The sequence below is a fragment of the Halovenus anhuiensis genome, assembly GCF_037080055.1.
Lineage (GTDB): Archaea > Halobacteriota > Halobacteria > Halobacteriales > Haloarculaceae > Halovenus.
This window is the reverse complement of the sequence record NZ_JBAOJI010000006.1, coordinates 1-21,058: the sequence shown is the minus strand read 5'-3', so window position 1 is coordinate 21,058 and position 21,058 is coordinate 1. Positions and strand designations below refer to the sequence as shown.

The window sequence follows — 21,058 nt, the reverse complement described above, 5'->3', positions numbered from 1 at the left end:
CCCTTCTATATTCTCGGATTAAAACCCCGCCCTCCAGAATCAATTTTGATAACGGCCGACTTACTGGACAGACCGGGGAACTCTCGGGGCGGAGAGACGGTCCGTATCGGCAGAGTGTACTTGTCGCTGCAGTCCCGTCATCTGGTATGGACCTCGACCGGTTCAGCGAGCAGGCACCTTCGGACGACGCCGCTGGGGACGCCCGGGTGTGTGCGGTCGCAACGCAACAGGAGACCTTCGAGCGGTGCCGGGACGGGTTCTATCCGGCGCCGCGGTCGTACGAACGGACGCGCAAGTCCTTCGAGTTCATGGCCTTCTACCGAACCGCGCCGGTATCGGCGATCACCCATTACGCACGGATCGAGAGCCGGATCGAGCAACGCCGCGGCGAGGCGGGGCCGATGAGTGAAGCCGACTGGGAAGCCACAGTCGATCCCTTCTCGGACGAACAGAGAGTGGTCGTCTTCGAGTTCGGAGAGTTGGTACCGCTCGACGCGCCGGTCGAGAACGACCAGACAGGTCTGCGGGGGGCGTGGTACTGCACAATCGAAGAGTTACGGGAGTCAGCGACCCTGTCGGAGTTGTCCGACCGCGCGCAGACCTAGCAGCGCGACGACCGGAAAGCGCATTGGACCGCAGCGCCACAGAATATGTGTGTCCGACGACGTGCCAACAGACGTACAAACGGTCCTCTGTCAGCTATTCGGTGCGGGGAGAGAGGCACTCGCGGAGGACGACCCCAGACGGTGCGAGCGGATCGTCGACAGTGCTATGTCCGTCGCAACCAACAAATTACCCGAAGGTGAGCGCAGGGCGAAGATCTTACACGGCTGTGAACGTGTGCAGACGCTGCTGGCGGACGACGAAACTGCGGCGGCGGCCGAGTATCTGGCGGCGATGGAACGGCTGTTCGAGTGAGCAGACGTCGGGAGCCGAGCAGTCGGGTAGATCAGGCTGTGGTATCGCCGGTCTCTTCTTCCTGAATCTCATCGAGTCGGTCCTGTAAGTCGTCGAGAGCCGGTTCGTCGACGCTTCCCCAGTAGGCGACGAGCAAGAGACTGAACAGGAAGATGATTCCCCACCCGAGCGTCGCGTACCGATCCGGGATGTACGCGTTGAAGATGCCGTCGATCACGCCTTCGAGTGAGAAGACGATGAGAACTGGGCCGACGACATCACGCGGCAGGAAGTGATCGAGATACGCTTTCAGTACGCGTCCATTGGGTATCATGCTGGGGCGTTCCGGGTGAACTCACATAATGGTCCGGGCCGTGTCGGTGCCAGCAGACAGGAGTTGTGCTGAACGAGGCCGGGCCGGCACACTCCGATAGCAGTTACGTAGCCGAGTTGTCGACCAGCAATAAGGAAGGCACAATCATTATACTCGCGGCCTCCGACGCGGGTTGTATGGATTTCGGACTCAGCGACCGAACCGCAGTGGTCACAGGTGGCGGTGGACGAATCGGTGGGGAAGACTGTCGGGTACTCGCAGACGAGGGCGCCGAGGTCGTCGTGCTCGATGTCAACCTCGAAACCGCCGAGAACGTCGCCGACGAGATCAACGACGGCGACTACGAGGGATCGGCCCACGCCATCGAATGTGATCTCACCGACCGCGAAGACGTGAGCGAAACTGTCGATGCACTGGAGGAGGAGACCGGCGGGATCGATATCCTCGTCAACAACGCGGGGATGGTCGACGCCCGCGACCGCGTCGAAGCGTTCGACGACGAGATCTGGGACAGAGATATCGCGGTGAATCTCACCGGCGCGTACAACATTACGACCGAGGTCTTCCCTCACATGAAAGAACGGGAGTGGGGCCGGATCATCAACATGTCCTCAATGGCCGGCTGGCAGGGCGGGTTCGGCCAACTCTCGTACTCTGCGACAAAGGCCGCGCTGATCGGCTTCGGGAAGACACTCGCACTCGAAGGCGCACAGCACGGCATCACATCGAACGTCGTCGCGCCGAGTATCGTCGTCGGCCAACTCGCGGAGATGCCCATCGACCAACTCGAAGAAGTCGACGAGCATTTCGCCCGGATTGCGAAGGCAACGCCGATGCGAAAACTCGGCAAAGAGGAGGACGTGGCGAATCTCGTCGCCTATCTTTCCTCGGAACAGTCAAACTACATCACCGGACAGGTCATCGGCGTTACCGGCGGCATCGACCTGTTCTCGTTCTAAGCGAGCGAAAATAGGGGTTTGCAGCGAGCGGGGTCGCGGCTTATCCGCCCCAGAAGTTGTCCCGACTGCCCAGACGGGGGTCGTCTTTCTGCCGGTCAATATCTGTGCTCTCTTCTTCCTCGCTGTCGTCTGGCTCCTCCTCCTCCTCCGTTTTCTCAGCCTCTGTAACTTCTTCATCAGCATCCTCGTCGGGAAGCCGTTCGACCTCTTCACCGCGGGCGTGGTTGGACATGACGTTTGTCACCTTCACGCGAGCGCGGGCCGGTGGAAGGAGGCCATCGACCATGATGATAAAGCCGTCTTCGGTCCGGCCGACACCCGCACCACTCTCGTGGATATCCTCGACCTCGATAACGACCTCTTCGCCGGGCTTGACTGGCTGGGATTTCAGATCTTCGATGGGCTGGTTGTAGTGGTTGCACCACTCTTTGCCCCCCCGGTCACCGTAGTGTTGACATCCCATCCCCTCGATACGCTCGCTAAAACTGGGGCAGTCATCCGCGAGTGGACAGTCAGACATGCCTTCGGCTACTCCGCCGGTGAATTAAACGCTTACGCACCCACACGGCTCGTCCACACGCCACCCGCTCGCCCACTCCCGACTGGTGGGAAGGTTCTTGAGGGAGTAGGAACAATCTCGGGTCAGTAAATGGCCCGTGCGGATGACACCGAACTGATCGATAGCTTCGAGGAGTTCTACAGGAGTTACTACCGCAACGAAATCGCCGAACTCGCACAGAAATACCCCAACGAACAGAAATCACTCTACATCGACTGGCAGGATCTGTACCGCTTCGACTCGGATCTGGCCGACGACTTCCGCAACAAACCCGACCAGCTCCGGGAGTACGCCGAGGAAGCCCTCCGGCTGTACGACCTTCCCGTCGACGTGTCGCTGGGACAAGCACACGTCCGCCTCCGAAATCTGCCGGAGACGACCGACATCCGCGGGATTCGCTCGGACCACCGCGGGATGCTCATTTCCGTCCAGGGAATTATCCGGAAAGCGACCGACGTGCGGCCGAAAATCACGACGGCCGCCTTCGAGTGCCAGCGCTGTGGCACGCTGACCCGGATTCCACAGGAAGGCGGTGACTTCCAGGAACCCCACGAGTGCCAGGGCTGTGAACGGCAGGGCCCGTTCCGCATCAACTACGACCAGTCGGAGTTCATCGACGCCCAGAAACTCCGCGTGCAGGAATCACCAGAGGGACTGCGTGGCGGGGAGACGCCACAGAACATCGACGTGAACATCGAGGACGATATCACTGGTGAGGTGACGCCCGGCGACCACGTCACCGCGACGGGAATTCTCAAACTCGAACAGCAGGGCAACGACCGCGAGAAGTCCGCCATGTTCGACGTGTACATGGAGGGGCTGACCATCGACATCGAAGACGAGCAGTTCGAGGAGATGGAAATTACCGACGAGGACAAAAAAGAGATCGTCGAACTCTCGAATCAGCCGGATATTTACGATGAGATGGTCGGCGCGATTGCGCCCTCCATCTACGGCTACGAGAAGGAGAAGAAGGCGATGGCCTTCCAGCTGTTTTCCGGCGTGACGAAATTCCTCCCGGATGGCTCCCGGACACGCGGCGACCTGCACATTCTCCTGGTCGGTGACCCGGGTACTGGTAAGTGTTTAAAAGGCGATGCAAACGTAACGCTCAGTGACGGCCGACAGAAACAGATCCGTGACCTCGTCGAGGAGAATCTCGATGATCCGAAACCGGTCGACGATGGCGTCTATGACACTGTTGATATTCCGGTTCCGTCACTGACTACTGATGGACAGATTAGCCAGAAGCGAGCGACGAAAGTGTGGAAACGTGAGGCTCCGGACCAGATGTATCAGATTACGACCGCCAGCGGGAGGGAACTAGAGGTTACACCGTCACATCCGCTGTTCGTCCAGTCTAGGGGGGAGTTCGTTCCGGAGAAAGCGGAGAACCTGAATACTGGGGAGTTCGTTGCTGTTCCCGAGCAGATACCTACGGACTCGGAGACTTCACTAAATATCGATTACCGGCGTTCGGAGGCAAACAATGCAGTGCGTCTCGAATTACCCGATACGTGGGAACCATGGCTCGCAAGGCTTATTGGCTACATTATCGCGGAAGGGAACGCTTCTCTAAATGAAGACAATACAGGAACAGTATTCATTACGAACAATGACTCAGAAGTCCTTGCTGATATAGAACAAGCGTATGACCGGCTGGGATTGACTCATTCAGAGCGGGCGGCACACAGCGGTAAGACCGCGAAGGAAATCATTTGCACTGCCAGTGAATTCGTAAGCTTTCTCGAAAATCTCGCTCCTGCGATTCTCGAATCATCTGCGCAGCAACGAGTGCCCGATGCAATACAGAAAGCAGACTGGGAAACACAGAGAAATTTCCTGAAGGCATATATCGAGGGAGAAGGCCACGTCTCAGCCAAACAGCGGGAGATTTCGGTAGCGTCGAAGAGTCGTGAACTCCTTGAAGGCGTCCGTTCACTCCTCGGTTCTGTGGGAATTCACGGAAGTCTCGACCAACGTCAGAACGGCAGCTATCGTCTGAGACTCAGCGGTGAGGACTTCACCCGCTATGTCGATGAAGTTGGGTTTGTGACAGAGCGGAAATCAACAGCCTCGGCAGTCTATGATGGAGTTGAGAAAAATACGAATACAAATGTGGTTCCAGAAGTCGGAGAGCTACTTGGAGAGATCCGTGAGAAACTCGCGCTGACGCAGTTTGACTGTGGGATCCCGCGGACTACGTACCAGCACTACGAGCGTGGTGACCGGAACCCAAGTAGGGAAAGTCTCGCTACCGTGGTAAAGACATTCGAGGAACGTATCGAACAGTTGCGAACCCTCCGAAAGAAAATTGAGAACGGGGATTGGGACGCGATACAGACAGCGCGAGAAGAACTGAATATCTCGCAGCGAGCGCTCTCGGATCAGATGGAAGTCACGCAAACGGCTGTGAGCTATTATGAGCGAGAGGATGTTGCGCCAGATGGGGGAAAGATAGAGAGCGCGACAGAGGTCGTGCTCAGCCGGATTCAGAATGCACTGAGCACGGAGAGCGACATCGAACAGCTTTCCAAGCTTGCTAATGGCGGAGTTCGGTGGGAAAAGATCCAGTCGATCGAGACAATTACGCCGGATTATGAGTGGGTATATGATCTCGAAGTCGCAGAGACTCACAACTATATTTCCGATGGCGTCATTTCACACAATTCCCAGCTACTTCAGTACATCAAGGATATCGCGCCGCGGTCGGTCTACACCTCCGGGAAAGGTTCCTCATCGGCGGGCCTCACTGCCGCGGCGGTACGCGACGACTTCGGCGAGGGCCAGCAGTGGACACTGGAAGCGGGTGCGCTCGTGCTAGCAGATCAGGGGATCGCGGCAGTGGACGAGCTCGATAAGATGCGGTGTGTGACAGGAGACACGATGGTCCACACCTCCGATGGGATTACACCGATCCGAGAGTTCGCTCGGCGGTTCGAGGAAGACGGTTCCGTCGAAGAGCTAGAGAACGGGCAGACGATTCGTGATATCGATGCGCGGGTGTGGACAATGACAGAACGCGGCGAGATTGTCCAGCGGCCGGTAACCGCGGTACACGAGTACAACGCACCTGAAACCGTTCTCGATGTGTCATTAGAATCCGGAGAGAGCGTGACAGCAACGGAAGATCATCCATTTTTTGTTCTCTCTGACGGAGAGCAGACGACGAAGCCAGCCAGTGAGTTGGAGGACGGTGACTGGGTGTACGTTCCCGATTCGATGGAACACACCGTGCCCGACGGCGGCGCACAGACGGCCATGCCGCCGAATAGCTCGACAGCGGGGCGGTCTGACGCCCGGATATCAACTCCCCGCGCAGCGATCCTCGGGTACATCGCAGGAGATGGAAATATCTACTACAGCCGGGATGACGGCTCATACGGTATCCGATTCACGAATGCGGAAGAAGAACTACTGCGTGACTTTGAACGCAGCTGCAGAGATGCCTTCGAGGATGCAGATCCCGCTCGATATCCAAGTGAACAGCGCGACGACGGAGTGGGGACTGTCCGTCTGCACGGAAAACGGTACGCCGACACGCTCTTGGACTGCGGGCTGAACATCGAGAATTATGACGGGAAACGTGTCCCGGAACCGGTTACCGCGGCGTCGAAGTCAGCGAAAGCGGCGTTCATTCGTGCCCTCGCTGATTCCGAGGGTTCGGTCGGTGAACGGAACGTGCGTATCTCGTCGTCGAGCTACGAACTCCTCTTGGGAACGAAGATGCTACTGCTGGAGTTTGACATTACGAGCCAGATCCAGACACGCGAGTACGAGACCAAACGGGATCTGTACGTTCTCGCAGTTACCGCGGACGAGTCTTTGCGGCGCTTCCGGAACGAAATCGGGTTCACGCTCTCACGAAAAGCACAGGCGCTCGTCAGTGTTTGTGAACGCACGACTGGTGACCGGACGATCCTAGACGTGCTGCCCGAATGTGGGCCGCTGTTCGAGGAGGCTCGATCGGGCCTTCGTCTGCACCAAGCCGAGTGTGGGCTGGTCGATTCGACGTACTGTAACTTCGAGAACGGCGACGCGAACTGTTCGCTTCGAGCAGCGAGGCGAGTTCTCGAGACATTCGAGCAACGAAAGAAGCAGGCCAAGGCGGATCTCGACGCGCTCTCGAACCCACACTCGTGGGAAGAGGTCACAGAGCTACGACAGCAGTATCACGTTTCACAGTCGGAGCTGAGTGTAGGGATACCGTACTCACAACAGCAGATATCGCGGTACTGGGGCGACAGTGACGAACTCAAACAATCGGTCAGAGAGCGACTTCGGTCGATCATCGCAGACGTAGCAGACACGTCGTTCGCGCGATTGCGCTCGCTGATCAACAACGACGTAAAGTGGCGACGAGTTTCGAACGTCGAGTCGACGACGGCTGATGTTGGTGAGGGACAGATCCGTCTTCAGCAGCACCGACTGGCAGAACTTCTCGATTGTCCTGTAGAGAACACAGCAGACAGAGCCAAGTCGCTTCTCTCGACGGACCTGGCGGCGAGCGACTGGGACGAACTCAGCGCAGTACTGGACGCACACGCTGTTTCGTTTGGTCGACTGGCAGATCGATTTGATGTCGCACCATCGACTATTTCGCGGTGGTTCAACGAGTGTGTCGATGGAGAGGACTTCACAACGGTTCGGGAAGTGGCATTCGAACTGCTCAGCGCAAAGCGAAACCGAATCCGGCGGTTGTACGATACGCTTACCGCGAGACAGGAACCCAGTGTGTACGATCTAACCGTCGAGGGAACCCACAATTTCATCGCCAACGGAGTCGTGGTTCACAATTCTGAAGACCAAAGCGCCATGCACGAAGCGCTCGAACAGCAATCTATTAGCGTTTCCAAAGCTGGAATAAATGCCACTCTAAAATCAAGATGTTCACTTCTCGGCGCAGCAAACCCAACATACGGTCGGTTCGACGAGTTCGAGCCGATCGGCGAGCAGATCGATCTCGCGCCGCCGCTGATCAGTCGATTCGACCTGATCTTCACCGTCACGGACCAGCCAGACGAGGAGAAAGACAACGAACTGGCCGAGCACATCCTCCAGACTAACTACGCCGGGGAGCTGAACACCCACCGGACGGAGACCAGCACCTCCAATTACACGAAAGAAGAGGTCGAGCGTGTCACCGAAGATGTCGCGCCGACCATCGACGCGGAGTTCCTCCGGAAGTACGTCGCCTACGCCCAGCGAAACTGCTATCCGACGATGACCGAGGAGGCAAAATCCGCCATTCAGGACTTCTACGTCGAACTGCGAATGCAGGGCTCCGACGAGGACGCGCCGGTGCCGGTGACCGCCCGAAAACTGGAGGCGATGGTGCGGCTGGCGGAGGCCAGCGCCCGCGTGCGACTATCCGATACCGTGACCGAGGAGGACGCCCAGCGAGCAATCGAAATCGCACGGTACTCACTGGAGGATATCGGCCTCGACCCCGAAACGGGCGAACTCGACGCGGATATGATCGAGACCGGAACCTCGAAGAGCCAGCGCGACCGGATCAAGAACGTCCTGCAGTTGATCGAGTCCATCGAGGACGAGTACGACGAGGGTGCGCCGGTCGATGTCGTCATCGAGCGCGCCGAAGAAGAGGGGATGGACACGAGCAAGGCCGAACACGAGATCGACAAACTCAAACAGAAAGGCGAGGTCTACGAACCGCGGAACAACCACCTCCGCACGACCTGACATGGATCGAATCACAGCCCTCCGGACCATCGAAGAGTCGCTGACAGCCTACGAAGAGGACGAACTGGCCCTGCCGGAACTCGAACGAGAAGTGCAGGGAATCTTGCGCACCTACGCGACAGAATTCGACGAGGAGACGACGGCCTATCGCGCCAGCGGCGAGCCGAGTGCTGACGGGCTCACCGTGGTCGCGTCCTCTCGCACAGAGGCCCGAGAACAGGTAGAGGAGTTGCTCTCTGAGCCCGCGTCGACAACTTTCGAGGTCGAACGGATCGAGTGAGCGGTCAGTAGCTTTTTATCCGAAACCGGGGCCAGACGCCCCATGCACGCGTTCCGTGACATCGAGACCGCGACTTACTGTCCCCGAAAACTGTACTACCGCAAGCGCGATCCGGACGAAAAAGAGATCCCGGAAATCGTCGGCGAGCGCCGACAGATCGCCTACGAGTACGAGTCGTTGCTGGCCGACGACGAGGCCGTCCGGAACGCTCCACTCGAAGTGACGCCGACACAGTTTCGCTCCAGACTGGGCTGTGCGCGGGCAAAGTTAGATCGGTGGGACGAACTCGCAGACCCACCCGAGCGGGAAGCATTTCTCAGCGGACGTGAGTGTCGCGGCATCGTCCACAAGCGGTTGACCGATCCGCCATCGCTGTCGCTGGTCTTCGCCGGCCAACCACCCGAGAACGGAATCTGGCGGCCCCAGAGTGCCCGACTCGTCGCCGGCGCGAAAGCGCTCTCCTGGGAGGAAGAAACTGCCGTCGAGTCGGTATACGCGGAGTATCCGGCCTACGGCGTGATCCGGCAGGTCGGTATCGATGCCCGCCGGACCGCAGCCTACCGGGAAGCAGTACGGATCGCCGATTCGATCGACGGACCGCCGGCGCGGATCGGAAATGAGTCGAAATGTACGCCCTGTGAGTATCGCGGCGAGTGTGGCGTGAAGACGCGGTCATTGCGGAGTCTGTTACAGGGTTAGTTGTCCGAGAGCCACTGTTCGATGGCGTCGGCCGCGCTGCCGCGGCGGTGGATTTCACCAGCCGCGACATCGACGACGGTCGACCCGCCTCCGGGCGTCGTCCCGCCGTCGAGGACCACCGCCGCACGCTCGCGGATACGGTCGTCGAGTGTCGCGAGATCCCTGACGCTGCCGGTGCCGCTGACGTTCGCGCTGGTAGCCGTCAGCGGACCGGTGCGGCCGAGCAGTTCGAGCGCACCGTCGTGGTCGGGAATTCGGATCCCGACGCGGTCACGCCCCGCCGTGAGAATATCCGGGACTGCGGGCGTGCGTTCGAGAACGACCGTCACCGGACCGGGAAGGAACTCCCGCATGAAGGCTCGCTCGCGCTCTGTCGGGGTCGTGTACTCGGCGGCAGTCTCGACATCTGGGACTGCCATCGAGACGGGTTTCGAGTGATCCCGGTCTTTCGCTGCGAAGACGCCTTCGACGGCATCGGCATCGAGCGCATCCGCGCCGAGACCGTAGACGGTCTCCGTCGGATAGACGATCAGTTCGCCGTCGCGGATCGCCTCGGCGGCGCGGTCGAAGTCGAACTCCGACATCTCACTCGGCGATTGCTTCGACGGCGGCTTCGAGTTCGTCGTAGTCGGGGAAGTCGGGGTGTTTGTCGGCGGCCCAGGCGTACTGGACCGTCCGGTCTTCGTCGATGACGAAGGTTGCGGGCCGTGGCTCCGAAATACCCGTCATCCCGTCGAGATCGTTGACGATACCGTACTGTTCGGCGACTTCGTTTGCGGGGTCGGAGAACAGCCGAATACCAGTGTCTTCGATGTCGCGTTCTTCGAGCAGTGTCTTGTGCTCGTAGGGCGTCGAAATCGAGACACCGACGACGGAGAGGTCGTGGTCGGCGAGGCCGCGGTCACGGACCTCGTTCCAGATGTACGTTGCCGGGAACGCGCCGTCCATCGGATGGAAGATAAGAACGACCGGTCCCTCCTCGGTCAGTTCGGCGAGAGAGCTGTCTTCCCAGTACTCGTCGTTGACCAGCGGACGCTCGAAGTCGGGAGCGAGATCGCCCTCGGTCGGGTGCTCCGACTCCGGAAGGTCGACAACGTCGAAATCCAGTTCCATATTAGGCCCCCTCTGCAGATTCGGCCGGTGTACCCGACTGTGTGGTCTGGTCGCCGTAGGTGGCGTCGAGATACTCGACGATGTTGGCGCTCTCGGCGGTCGTGAGTCCTGTGTTCTCGTCGATGATCACTGGGACGGTCCGAACGCCGCTTTCGCGTTTGACGACATCACGGTCGGAGTGCATCGGTTCGACGAATCGAGAGTCATAGTCGAGACCGTACTCGTTGAGTTTCCGAACGACACGCTCGCAGAACGGGCACGCCTGCAGCCGATACAGTGTGATCGCTGGCTCTGTCATAGGCGGTGATAGGGGCGAGAGAAGTGTAAGGGTTTGCACCGGAGGAGAGAGGAACGCAGGAGCGACCGACCTGCTGACTCATCCCCGGGACGGTTCGCACCTCGAATAGAGGGAGTTACCTCGCAAAAGTTAATCCGGGTGGGAAAAAAAGCAATTCGTGATGAATGCTTTCGCCGGCGGAACGCTCTGGACGAACTCGCTTTTGGGTATCGAGGTCGTTGGGATCTCGATCTCGGGAGCGGCGTTTGCCGCCCTGGGTGCCATCGCCATCACCATCCTGTTAGGACTGTCGGCGTTCTTTTCCTCGTCGGAGATCGCCCTGTTCTCGCTGCCAGATCATCGTGTCGACACGATGGCCGAGGAGGGAGAACCGGGCTCACAGGCGTTGCAATACCTCAAGTCGGACCCACATCGCCTGCTCGTGACGATTCTGGTCGGGAACAATCTCGTCAACGTCGCGATGTCTTCGATCGCAACCGGTCTGTTGGCCTTCTATATCGGCAATCAGGGCGTCGCGGTCGGGGTCGCGACGCTGGGGATCACGGCGCTGGTGTTGCTGTTCGGGGAGAGCGCGCCGAAGTCCTACGCAGTCGATCACACCGAATCGTGGTCGTTGCGGATCGCCCGGCCACTCCGCTTTGCGGAAGTGATTCTGATGCCGCTGGTCTGGCTGTTTGATCACCTCACCCGGATTGTCAACAAGATAACGGGCGGACGAGCAGCCATCGAGGAGACGTATATCACGCGACAGGAGATCAGAGAGATCATCGAGACGGGCGAGCGCGAGGGCGTGCTGGAGACCGACGAACGGGAGATGATCCAGCGAACGCTGCGATTCAACCGGACCATCGCCAAGGAAGTGATGACGCCGCGGCTGGATATGACCGCCGTCTCGAAAGACACCTCGATCGACGAGGCGATCGAGACCTGCGTCCAGAGCGGCCACGACCGTCTGCCGGTCTACGACGGTGAACTCGACAACGTCATCGGCGTCGTCGAGGTGACAGATATGGTCCGGGACCGCCACTACAGCACGGATCGAGAGGTCACGCTGGAAGATCTGATCAATCCCACCCTCCACGTCCCCGAATCGAAAAATGTCGACGAACTCCTGACCGAGATGCGCGAAAAGCGGCTGAACATGGTCATCGTCATCGACGAGTTTGGAACCACGGAGGGGCTGGTGACGATGGAAGATCTGGTCGAAGAGATCGTCGGGGAGATTCTCGAAGGCGGCGAGGCCGAACCGATCGAGTTCGAGAGCGACGACGCCGCGGTCGTCAAGGGTGAAGTCAACATCGACGAGGTCAACGAGGCGCTCGGTATCGAACTGCCAGAGGGCGAGGAGTTCGAGACCATCGCTGGCTTCATTTTCAACCGGGCCGGCCGACTCGTCGAGAAAGGCGAGGAGATCGAGTACGACGGGCTGAGCATCCGCGTCGAACAGGTCGAGAACACCCGGATCATGAGAGCACGGATCGCCGGCCTCGAAGGCTACCAGCACGAGGAAGAACCAGCAACCGACGAGGCGGAGTAACTCACAGCAGCGCGTCGATCACAGTAAAGAAGCTGAAGCTGAGGACGAACGACCCAACCAGTGAACCGACCCACGCCAGCACGGTGTAGGCCATCTTTCCGCCGCTGATCTCGCCGCCGTCTTCGCCGCTTGCGGCGTAGCCGCTGCCGAGAATCGCCGAGACGATAATCTCGTTGAACGAGACCGGAATCCCGAAGAAGACTGCCGTCTGTGCGATGGCGAAGGAGGGGATCAACGCGGCAATCGAGCGGTTCGGGCCGAGCGCGGAGTAGTCCTGTGAGATCGCCTTGATCATCCGCGGCGCGCCGGTCCAGGAGCCGATCAGCAGGCCGAGCCCGCCGAAGACGAGCACGAACACGATCGGGACCTGAAAATCTCCGAGCAGCGGGATGAGCGGGCCGAGTGCGAGGCCGACCTGGCTGCCGCCCGCGGAGAAGGCAACGAGCCCACCGAGCGCGAGCAGGAACCGACGCTGTGCGCTCGCCGGATTCGAGACAGTCTGTCGCCAGAGGACGACGGCGACGAGCGCCGCCAGCCCGAGCGAAACACCGGCGAACGTGACCATCCCGCCGCCCAGCATTCGGACAGCGGCCTGCGAGAGCGAGCCCTGCTGTTCGCCAGGCGCGAAGAAAACGAACTGGACGTTCGCGAGAATCAGCCCGATGATGCCGCCCAACAGCGGGACGGTGAGCCGTGACGGGATATTCTCGGCACGGAGCAACCGGGCGATTCCGTAGGCAAAGCCGCCGCCGACGAACGGCGTCAAGATCCACAGCGCCGCGATTTCCTGGTATTTGCCCCACGCTGGATCGCCGCCCATCGCGAGACCGACGCCGACGACCGCACCGGTGACGGTGAAGGCAGTTGCGATCGGGTAGCCGGTGAAAATGCCGGTCGCAACCAGAATTGCAGCGATCATCAGCGCGACGATGGCCGCCGTCGCCGACAGTTGCGTTCCGATGATGAGTTCCTCACCGACTGCAGACGTGACGTTCGCACCCTGCAGTACCGCACCGAGAAAGCCGAGAATGCCGACGAAGAATCCGGCCCGCATGATCGAAATGGCGTTGGCCCCGACGGCAGGAGCAAACGGAGTCGATCCGGAGGATCCGGCACCGATTGCCCACGCCATGAAGAGACTGGCGAGTCCGGCGACCAGAAGCGTCACAAAGAGCGTCCCAGAGACCATCTGAACGCTCGGTAGAAGTCGAACCCGTATGAGACTGCCGGTTGGCCGCGCTCGCTGAACGCGTCGCTGGACCGGTCGGCGTCACTCCGAGACAGTCAGTTCTCGGCCGCTCGTTTCAGATACCAGCTGAACACCCCGAATGAAAGGCCGCCGAAGAATCCGGGAATAACCGCGTCGAGCAGTCCGTCGCCGAAAACGAGCGAAGTGAGGGTGAACATACCGATCCAGACGACGACGTTCACGGCGACGTAGGCCACTGGATTCTCGACCTCGTACCCCAGCAACTCCGGCATATGTCCGGATGCGTCGATCACAGTGTTAAATCCCACCGCACAGTCTCCAGTCGTGAACCGCGACGGGATCGGGGTAAAGGCGAGCGCGGGCACCGAATATTGATACTGGTTGGGACGAACAGACGGGTATGTACGCGGTCGTCGGCTGTGGAGAGTGCCAGGCGCTGTGGATCGTCGAAGGCAACCCCGAACGCAGCGAGTGTCCCCGCTGCGGGCGGAGTCGCAAGTACGAGAAACGCCGCGAGTTCGTGACGACCGACGACGAGAACCACGCCAGGGAAGTTCGGTCGTCGATGCTCGCCGCCAGACAAGATCAAAGCGACGCGTTCGCCGAACTCGACTCGTTCGCGGAACTCGACGAGCAGGTCGAAGCGTCCGGCATCGACGACGAAACCTACCTCGCGGAATCGGGAATCGACCCCGAGGAAGTCGCCGAAGCCGGGAGCGACGGGTCGGCGAGCAAGAGCCGCGAGGAAATCGTTAGAGAAGCGATCAGCGAGCAAGCCGAACCGACAGAAACAGAGATTGTCGAGTACGCCAGCGACCACGGCGTCTCGTCGTCGTACACCGAGCGGGCGCTCGAAAAATTGGTTCGGGGCGGCGAGGCAAGCGAGAGTGGGGGCGTCTACCGGTTGCTGTGATCGGACGGCGGAGCGGTGGTTATTTTTCTGTCGGGGATGACTCTCAGACGTGCGCCTCGTCCAGATTACGATTCCCTCGGGAAAACGGGAAACGCTGCTCTCGACGCTCGACGACGAGGAGGTCGATTACGTCGTTGCCGATGAGACCAGCGGGCGGGAGTACGCCGGGATCGCCTACATCCCGCTGCCGACGAACGCAGTGGAACCGGTGCTCGAATCGCTCCGGGAGGCCGGACTGGACGATAGTTCCTACACCGTCGTAATGGAGGCGAATACAGTCGTCTCGCGGAAGTTCGACGAACTCGAAGACAGATACTCCGAAGAACCCGACGAAGACCAGATCGCCCGGGACGAACTCGTCGCCGCAGCGGACAGCCTCGCGCCCTCGATGCGGACCTACGTCATCATGACCATCGTCAGCGCACTGGTCGCCACCGCCGGGTTGTTGCTCGATTCCGCCGCGGTCGTCGTCGGATCGATGGTGATCGCGCCGCTCGTCGGGCCGGCCATGGCCGCAAGCGTCGGCACGGTCGTCAACGACCGTGAGATGTTCATCCGCGGGGTCTGGTTGCAGATCCTCGGCTTGCTGCTCGCGATTGGGACCGCCTTCGTCTTTGCCTTTGTCGTCAGACAGACCCATCTCGTCCCGCCGCTGACGGACGTGACTGCGATTCCCGAGGTGCGCGAACGCGTCGCGCCCGACTTTCTCTCGCTTGTGATCGCCATCGGTGCCGGTGTCGCGGGAATCGTCAGCCTGACCACAGGAGTGTCGGCAGCACTGGTCGGCGTGATGATCGCCGTGGCGTTGATTCCGCCGGCGGCCACTGTCGGGATCGGACTGGCGTGGGGCCAGCCGATGGTCAGTCTCAGTTCCGTGGTGCTGGTGCTGGTGAATGTTCTCTCGATCAATCTCGCGGCGCTTGTGGTGCTGTGGTACAGCGGCTATCGTCCCGAGCACTGGTTTCGCCGTTCGGATGCCAAGCGAGCGACGATCAAACGGATTGGTGCACTCGTCCTCGCGATTGCGGTCCTGTCGGTTTTTCTGGTCGGCGTGACGCTCGATTCCATGCATCGAGCGACGACCGAAGAACAGATTCAAGAAGAGACCACGGCAGCCATCGAGTCGATCGAAGGTGACCGCGAAATCGAACAGGTGAGCGTCACCGTCGAGTATCCCTCCGCGGTGCCGTTCGAGGATCCCGAGCGCGCCATCATCACCGTCGGCGTTCCGCCGGGAGAGACAGCGACCGGACTGGCAAGCGAGATCAAACGCCGCGTCGAGGAGTCGACGAACACTTCGCCCGAAATCGAGGTCAGATACATCAGCATCGAACGTGAGTGAGCCAGGCGACAGGACCAGCGCGGTTTCCTCGGGCACTCTCCGATCTCCTATTTAAAATGATGAAGATCGAAACCTAAAACAGTGCAACACCCGAGACTGTGAGTGAACATGAGTGTTGACAAGCGACTCCACGAACGGAAGTTCGTGCGAACGTTTTTCACGACGCCGACAGCGGACAGCGAGAAGGATGACACCGCGGCGATGCTGAAAAAGTCGATCCAGCTCCGTGGCATGGAAGCGCCGGACGTGTGGGTGCCGGACAACGAGGACGCCACCGCGCCGAACATGCGCGACGAGGGTGCGGAGAACATCGCCGAGGTCGTTGCCGAACACGGCGACGAGTTCCCTGGCGAGATTCACCCCCGCGTCGTCTGGCACCGCGACAGCCCCGAGACGCGCTACAAGGGCTTCCAGCACATGCTCGAGATTGCCGATCCCGAGAACGGCGCTATCGAGAACATCGACGGCTTCGTCATCCCGGAAGTTGGCGACCTCGACGACTGGAAGAAGGCAGACGAGTTCATGACCATCGTCGAAAACGAGCACGGTCTCGAAGAAGGCTCGCTCGCGATGTCGGTCATCATCGAAAGTGGTACCGCAGAACTCGAAATGGGCCGACTCCGTGACGAGATCGGCAAACCATCGAACAATCTCGAACGGATGTTCCTGCTGGTCGACGGTGAGGTCGACTACACGAAGGACATGCGCGCCATCACGCCGACCGGCGCGCTCCCCGAGTGGAAGGAACTGCGCCACAACACCTCCCGCGCAGCCAGCGCAGCGGGTCTGATCGCCGTCGACGGACCGTTCGACGACATCCGCGACGTGGCGGGCTACCGCGAGCGGATGACCGCAAATCAGGCAATGGGTCAGCTCGGCATCTGGTCGCTGACTCCCGGACAGGTCGTCGAGGCCAACAAGGCTCCGCTCCCGCCGAAAGAGGGCTACTGGCTCATCGACGAGGACGGCGAAGAGGTCGAACTCGAAGCTGACGGCGACGTGCAGGTCTACACCGGCGACAGCATCGAACTCGAAGCGGAAGACGGCGGCTACGAACTCGAAGTCGGCAGCGACGAGCAGTACTTCGAGTCCGAGGAAGAACTGCAGGAAGAACTGATCGATCTGACCGCCTACGTTCCGAGCCTCGACGACATCGTCGACTCCATGGAAGAGTTCGAGGCAGCCAAGGAAGCCGGTCAGGGTGCAATCGCAATGACCCGCGCGACGACCGTCAGCATCGACGGCGTCGAGGTCGACATCAGCTCCGACCGAATGTGGGACGAAGCGACCTACCAGGCCCTGCAGACGCCGATCACGCTGTTCCAGGACGTTTACGAGAACCGTCCAGACCAGCACGACGACCTCGCCGACCTCTACGGTGAAGACGTCGTCGACCGCGCGATGGAAGTCGGTAACTAACTGGGCGCTCCCGGCAGTCGATCACAGTCATTTTTTCAACGCCAACGTTTAGGACGCAGAGCTACCAATATAGCGTATGACGTTCGATCCAACGGAACCAGACCTGAGTCCCGACGAAGTGCAAGAAGTCGTCGACGAAGCAATCGAGTCCGAAGAAGTCGTCCTGTTCATGAAAGGCGACGCGCGGATGCCGCAGTGTGGCTACTCGAAAAAAGCAGTCACGCTGATCCAGCAGTACCGCGGCACTGATGGCGTGACGACCGTCGACGCACTCCAGAATCTCGAAGCCTTCCGAGAGGCGCTCAACGAACGCAGCGGCTGGGAGACCATCCCACAGACGTTCGTCGACGGGGAGTTCGTCGGTGGCAGCGATATCCTCGAAGAACTCCACGAGCGCGACGATCTGGCCGAGACACTCAACGTCGATCCGGAGACGGTCGAACTCGGTGGCGGCTCAAGCGACGGTGACAGCGGCAACGTCGAAGCGCCGTTCTGAACGGGGTGTCGACCGCCACACGGCAGAACAAGGAACACGAGAGGTGGCAAGGCAACCGGAGTTTTTTGCAGCGAGTACCACACAACCGGCCCCACGGACCTTATATACGAGCCGCTCAGTACAATCGGATATGGAGCTGTCCGTTGTCGTCCCAACACTGAATGCCCGTGACGAGCTGACGGGCTGTCTGGACGCAGTCGCCGAGCACGCGCCCGACGCCGAGGTGCTCGTCGTCAACGGACCCTCTGCGGATGGGACGACGGGAATGATCCGCGAGCGCGACGACGTGGACGTGTTGATCGAGTTGGCCGACCGGACGATCAACGCCGCGCGCAACGCTGGCATCGACCGGGCCAGCAGCGAGGCAATCGCGCTCGTCAACCACACGCTTTCGATAACGGAGCAGTGGCGCGAAGCCGTCAGCGAGGGACTGGCGAGTGCGGATGTCGTGACCGGACCGACGCAGACACTCCCCGACGGCGGCGTGCTCCGAGGGTCGGAGAGTCAGCAGATTGCCGGCCGGACGATCACCTATCTGAACGCGGGCAACATGGCCTTTCGACGCGAGGTGAGCGAGACACTCGACGGCTTCGACGAGTACCTCCAGATCGGCGGCGCCCGAGATTTCGCCCACCGGCTGGCCGGCAATGATTTCGAGACACTGTGGACCGAAGAGATGAACGTCACGCGCGGTGTCGAGGCCGACGGCGGCGAACTCGACGTCGACCGGGGCTGGAAATACCGCTCGCTGGCCTATCGGCTCGTCAAAAACTACAATCTCCGGCCGACGATTCTGCGACGACTGTTCGGTCACGCGCTGGGCGACGCCGGAACTGAATTCAGAGCCGTCCTGCGCGGCGAAAGCCGCCCCTCTCAGTGGTTCGGTGCCGGCCGGAACGTGGTGACGAATATCACCCGTGGTGCGAAAGACGGCGTCGCCGCTCGCCGCCAGGACAGTGGCCCCCGACGGAATCCAAACGGCCGCTCGACACGAACCGACCGCGCCGTGACGGTCTACGACTGGCGCTGATCGGTACCCACGACAGCAGCAATCTGTGTGCGGATCGCCTCGCGGTAGGATTCGGATGTGTGTCCGATCTGTGGAATCCAGATATTCTGATACGATGGGTGCAACAGCGGCAGTGCCGTCGTGCCGAGGTCGGGACAGGAAACTGGCTCCAGCGCGGTATCGAGAAAGCCGTCGAGGGAGATGCCTTCGAGTGCAAAGACGGAGTTCGTGGCGTGTTTGCCGGTCGGGACGAGCACGTCCGGATCGATAGTTTCGATTTCCGAGCGGAGATAGGGCCGACAGTTCGCCCGCTCCTCGGCGGTCGGTTCGCGGTTCGAGCCCTCGCCGTCCGAGGGAAAGCACTTGACCGCGTTCGTAAAATAACAGTCCTCGTGGCCGTATCCAGCCTCGGCGAGCAGGTCGCGAATCGTCCGGCCGGAGTGGCGGGAGGTGTAGGCCAGCCCCGTCCAGTTGCCGCCCTGCCAGCGGTCAGCGTCGGGATCACCTGCGCCGGGGGCCTCGCCGACGACGAACACCGTGGCGTCGAGCGGGCCGTTGCCCCACGAGATACACTCGCGGCTCTCGACCAGCGCGGGACAGCGCTGACAGTCCGCGGCGAGTTCGTGCTGGCGCTCCGAGTCGGGATAGGTCGGCATCGTCCGGTCGTGGATTCGAGCGCGTATCTCACGGGTGTTTCGGTGACTGTCCCTGCGACGGCACCAGCCGGACTAAGTATGTCACACAACCATTAATTAAGCTCCCAGAGAAAGTAGAATGTGGTGTGATACCATGGATACAGAGACACTGCTCGCAGACAAGACTGCAGTCGTGACGGGGGGAATGAGTGGAAACGGTCGAGAAATCGCCCGGACGTTCGCGAATCAGGGAGCTGACGTTGTCGTCGCGGACGTGCGCGAAGAGCCGCGGAAAGAGGAGACGCCAACACAGGAACTCATCGAGTCCGAAACCGACGCGCAGGCGGCGTTCGTCCACTGTGACGTGTCCTCGAAGGCAGACCTCGGGGAGGCGATGGATACCGCAGCGGAATTTGGCGGCGTCGATGTCATGGTGAACAACGCGGGCATCTTCCGTGGCGAGGATTTCCTCTCGGTCTCCGAGGAAGAGTTCGATCAGTTGATGGACATCAACGTGAAGGGCGTCTTTTTCGGCACACAGGTCGCAGCCGAACAGATGGTCGACGACGGCGGGGGCGCGATCATCAACCTCTCGAGTGTCGCCGGACTCGAAGGGACCGGCGAGTTCGTCAGTTACTGTACGAGCAAGGGGGCGGTTCGGCTGATGACCTACGCGACCGCCGACGCGCTGGGCCCCCACGGAATCCGGGTGAACGCGATCCATCCGGGCGTCATCGAGACGGCGATGACCACCGACGACGTGCCGATTATCGGCGGTGAAGACGAGGACATGTACCGAGAGCAGATTCCCAGTCGGCGGTTCGGGACGCCAGAAGATGTCGCCGACACTGCGCTGTATCTCGCGAGTGATCTGAGTTCGTACGTCAACGGTGAGTCGCTGGTTCTCGACGGCGGCATGACGAGCAGCGGGTAGGGGGTTCCCCGCGCGCTGCGGATCTGTCGACACGCAGCCCCACCGCAGACAGATACATACGAATTCAGGCCCAATAGCTGGTATGTCCGAGAACGCGACATTTGGTGGCGGTTGTTTCTGGTGTGTGGAAGCGGCCTTCAAGGAATTGGACGGCGTCTCCGCGGCCATCTCGGGATACGCCGGCGGTCACACCGAAGACCCGAGTTACCGAGCGGTCTGTTCGGGCAACACCGGCCACGCAGAGGTCGTCCAGGTCGAGTACGACCCCGAGGTGATCGCCTACGACGAACTGCTCGAAGTGTTCTTTGCGGTCCACGACCCCACCCAACTCAACCGACAGGGGCCAGATGTTGGAACGCAGTACCGCTCGATCATCCTCTATCACGGCGAGGACCAGCGCGAGCAGGCAGAAGCCTACATCGAAGCGCTCGACGAGGAGTACGACGACGACGTAGTTACGGAACTCGACCGACTGGAGACGTTCTACCGAGCAGAGGAGAAGCACCAGGACTACTTCGAGAAAAATCCCAACGACGCCTACTGTCAGATGCACGCCCAGCCGAAAGTCGAGAAGGTCCGCGAGAAGTTCGAGCAGAAACTCCAGCAGGCCTGATCCCGACTCGGTATCCAGCAAACCTGTCGGACCATGGTGTTCAGATAAGCTGATTCCACGCGAAGGCAAATCTACGCAACCACTCGTCAGCAGTTTCTGCTTTGGCGT

General features: G+C 60.4%; 22 protein-coding genes. 14 read left to right on the top strand and 8 right to left on the bottom strand.

Translation table 11 applies throughout. The annotated features are described in order from the left end of the window. Positions 1-146: 146 nt before the first annotated feature. Positions 147-605, top strand: coding sequence for a DUF8743 domain-containing protein (locus V8P86_RS13795; RefSeq protein WP_336327864.1), 459 nt, complete (start codon positions 147-149; stop codon positions 603-605). Positions 606-654: 49 nt separating this feature from the next. After that, positions 655-918 (top strand): DUF8101 family protein, encoded by a 264-nt coding sequence (locus V8P86_RS13790; RefSeq protein WP_336327863.1) that lies wholly within the window; start codon positions 655-657, stop codon positions 916-918. A gap of 31 nt (positions 919-949) precedes the next feature. On the opposite strand, the gene V8P86_RS13785 is transcribed toward V8P86_RS13790, so the two are convergent. After that, complete coding sequence (locus tag V8P86_RS13785) at positions 950-1,231, bottom strand: hypothetical protein (protein WP_336327862.1); 282 nt, start codon at positions 1,229-1,231, stop codon at positions 950-952. Between the two features lie 176 nt (positions 1,232-1,407). On the opposite strand from V8P86_RS13785, the gene V8P86_RS13780 reads away from it, so the two are divergent. Beyond that, positions 1,408-2,190: an SDR family oxidoreductase gene (locus V8P86_RS13780; protein ID WP_336327861.1), complete on the top strand. Its 783-nt coding sequence runs from the start codon at positions 1,408-1,410 to the stop codon at positions 2,188-2,190. Positions 2,191-2,230: 40 nt separating this feature from the next. Here the strand turns inward: V8P86_RS13780 and V8P86_RS13775 are convergent, their stop codons facing one another. Beyond that, the gene (locus V8P86_RS13775) at positions 2,231-2,710 is read right to left on the bottom strand and encodes a TRAM domain-containing protein (protein ID WP_336327860.1); all 480 of its coding nucleotides are present in this window, start codon (positions 2,708-2,710) and stop codon (positions 2,231-2,233) included. A 129-nt stretch (positions 2,711-2,839) separates the two neighbouring features. Here V8P86_RS13775 and V8P86_RS13770 point away from each other — a divergent pair, with 129 nt between their 5' ends. The 3 genes from V8P86_RS13770 to V8P86_RS13760 are packed head-to-tail and all read left to right on the top strand — an operon-like array spanning position 2,840 to position 9,431. After that, positions 2,840-8,452: an LAGLIDADG family homing endonuclease gene (locus tag V8P86_RS13770; RefSeq protein ID WP_336327859.1), complete on the top strand. Its 5,613-nt coding sequence runs from the start codon at positions 2,840-2,842 to the stop codon at positions 8,450-8,452. Position 8,453: 1 nt separating this feature from the next. After that, positions 8,454-8,732: a DUF7854 family protein gene (locus V8P86_RS13765; RefSeq protein WP_336327858.1), complete on the top strand. Its 279-nt coding sequence runs from the start codon at positions 8,454-8,456 to the stop codon at positions 8,730-8,732. A gap of 42 nt (positions 8,733-8,774) precedes the next feature. After that, complete coding sequence (locus tag V8P86_RS13760) at positions 8,775-9,431, top strand: CRISPR-associated protein Cas4 (protein WP_336327857.1); 657 nt, start codon at positions 8,775-8,777, stop codon at positions 9,429-9,431. Here the strand turns inward: V8P86_RS13760 and V8P86_RS13755 are convergent. From V8P86_RS13755 to V8P86_RS13745, 3 genes are read right to left on the bottom strand one after another with little or no spacing between them, the layout of a single operon-like run. Next, positions 9,428-10,015, bottom strand: a complete 588-nt coding sequence (locus tag V8P86_RS13755) for an L-threonylcarbamoyladenylate synthase (protein ID WP_336327856.1) — start codon at positions 10,013-10,015, stop codon at positions 9,428-9,430. The genes V8P86_RS13760 and V8P86_RS13755 overlap by 4 nt on opposite strands. A 1-nt stretch (position 10,016) precedes the next feature. Then, positions 10,017-10,544, bottom strand: coding sequence for a redoxin domain-containing protein (locus V8P86_RS13750; protein ID WP_336327855.1), 528 nt, complete (start codon positions 10,542-10,544; stop codon positions 10,017-10,019). 1 nt (position 10,545) lies between these two features. Further along, on the bottom strand, positions 10,546-10,842 hold the full coding sequence (locus V8P86_RS13745) for a glutaredoxin family protein (protein WP_336327854.1): 297 nt from the start codon (positions 10,840-10,842) through the stop codon (positions 10,546-10,548). A 160-nt stretch (positions 10,843-11,002) separates the two neighbouring features. Between V8P86_RS13745 and V8P86_RS13740 the strand changes: the two genes are divergently transcribed. Beyond that, positions 11,003-12,379 carry a hemolysin family protein gene (locus tag V8P86_RS13740; protein WP_336327853.1) on the top strand — a complete coding sequence of 459 codons (1,377 nt, stop codon included), beginning with the start codon at positions 11,003-11,005 and terminating at the stop codon, positions 12,377-12,379. Between the two features lies 1 nt (position 12,380). Here V8P86_RS13740 and V8P86_RS13735 read toward each other — a convergent pair whose 3' ends face one another. After that, on the bottom strand, positions 12,381-13,568 hold the full coding sequence (locus tag V8P86_RS13735; protein WP_336327852.1) for an inorganic phosphate transporter: 1,188 nt from the start codon (positions 13,566-13,568) through the stop codon (positions 12,381-12,383). Between the two features lie 95 nt (positions 13,569-13,663). Next, positions 13,664-13,897, bottom strand: a complete 234-nt coding sequence (locus V8P86_RS13730; protein ID WP_336327851.1) for a hypothetical protein — start codon at positions 13,895-13,897, stop codon at positions 13,664-13,666. Positions 13,898-13,989: 92 nt separating this feature from the next. Here V8P86_RS13730 and V8P86_RS13725 point away from each other — a divergent pair, with 92 nt between their 5' ends. The 5 genes from V8P86_RS13725 to V8P86_RS13705 all read left to right on the top strand — a co-directional run bounded on the left by V8P86_RS13725 (position 13,990) and on the right by V8P86_RS13705 (position 18,789). Continuing rightward, entirely contained in the window at positions 13,990-14,502 is a 513-nt protein-coding gene (locus V8P86_RS13725; RefSeq protein WP_336327850.1) for a DUF5817 domain-containing protein, read from the top strand. Positions 14,503-14,551: 49 nt separating this feature from the next. Next, on the top strand, positions 14,552-15,844 hold the full coding sequence (locus V8P86_RS13720) for a TIGR00341 family protein (RefSeq protein WP_336327849.1): 1,293 nt from the start codon (positions 14,552-14,554) through the stop codon (positions 15,842-15,844). A gap of 108 nt (positions 15,845-15,952) precedes the next feature. Next, positions 15,953-17,263: a malate synthase AceB gene (gene aceB, locus V8P86_RS13715; RefSeq protein WP_336327848.1), complete on the top strand. Its 1,311-nt coding sequence runs from the start codon at positions 15,953-15,955 to the stop codon at positions 17,261-17,263. Between the two features lie 76 nt (positions 17,264-17,339). Next, positions 17,340-17,759 (top strand): glutaredoxin family protein, encoded by a 420-nt coding sequence (locus tag V8P86_RS13710; RefSeq protein WP_336327847.1) that lies wholly within the window; start codon positions 17,340-17,342, stop codon positions 17,757-17,759. Between the two features lie 130 nt (positions 17,760-17,889). Then, entirely contained in the window at positions 17,890-18,789 is a 900-nt protein-coding gene (locus tag V8P86_RS13705) for a glycosyltransferase family 2 protein (protein ID WP_336327846.1), read from the top strand. Here V8P86_RS13705 and V8P86_RS13700 read toward each other — a convergent pair. Next, a complete protein-coding gene (locus tag V8P86_RS13700; RefSeq protein WP_336327845.1) occupies positions 18,774-19,424 on the bottom strand; it encodes a uracil-DNA glycosylase in 651 nt (216 codons plus the stop codon). The two genes, V8P86_RS13705 and V8P86_RS13700, sit on opposite strands and share 16 nt — an antisense overlap. 133 nt (positions 19,425-19,557) lie before the next feature. On the opposite strand from V8P86_RS13700, the gene V8P86_RS13695 reads away from it, so the two are divergent. Continuing rightward, positions 19,558-20,337 carry an SDR family oxidoreductase gene (locus V8P86_RS13695; protein ID WP_336327844.1) on the top strand — a complete coding sequence of 260 codons (780 nt, stop codon included), beginning with the start codon at positions 19,558-19,560 and terminating at the stop codon, positions 20,335-20,337. A gap of 82 nt (positions 20,338-20,419) precedes the next feature. Beyond that, a complete protein-coding gene (gene msrA, locus V8P86_RS13690; RefSeq protein WP_336327843.1) occupies positions 20,420-20,950 on the top strand; it encodes a peptide-methionine (S)-S-oxide reductase MsrA in 531 nt (176 codons plus the stop codon). The last annotated feature ends 108 nt before the right edge of the window (positions 20,951-21,058 follow it).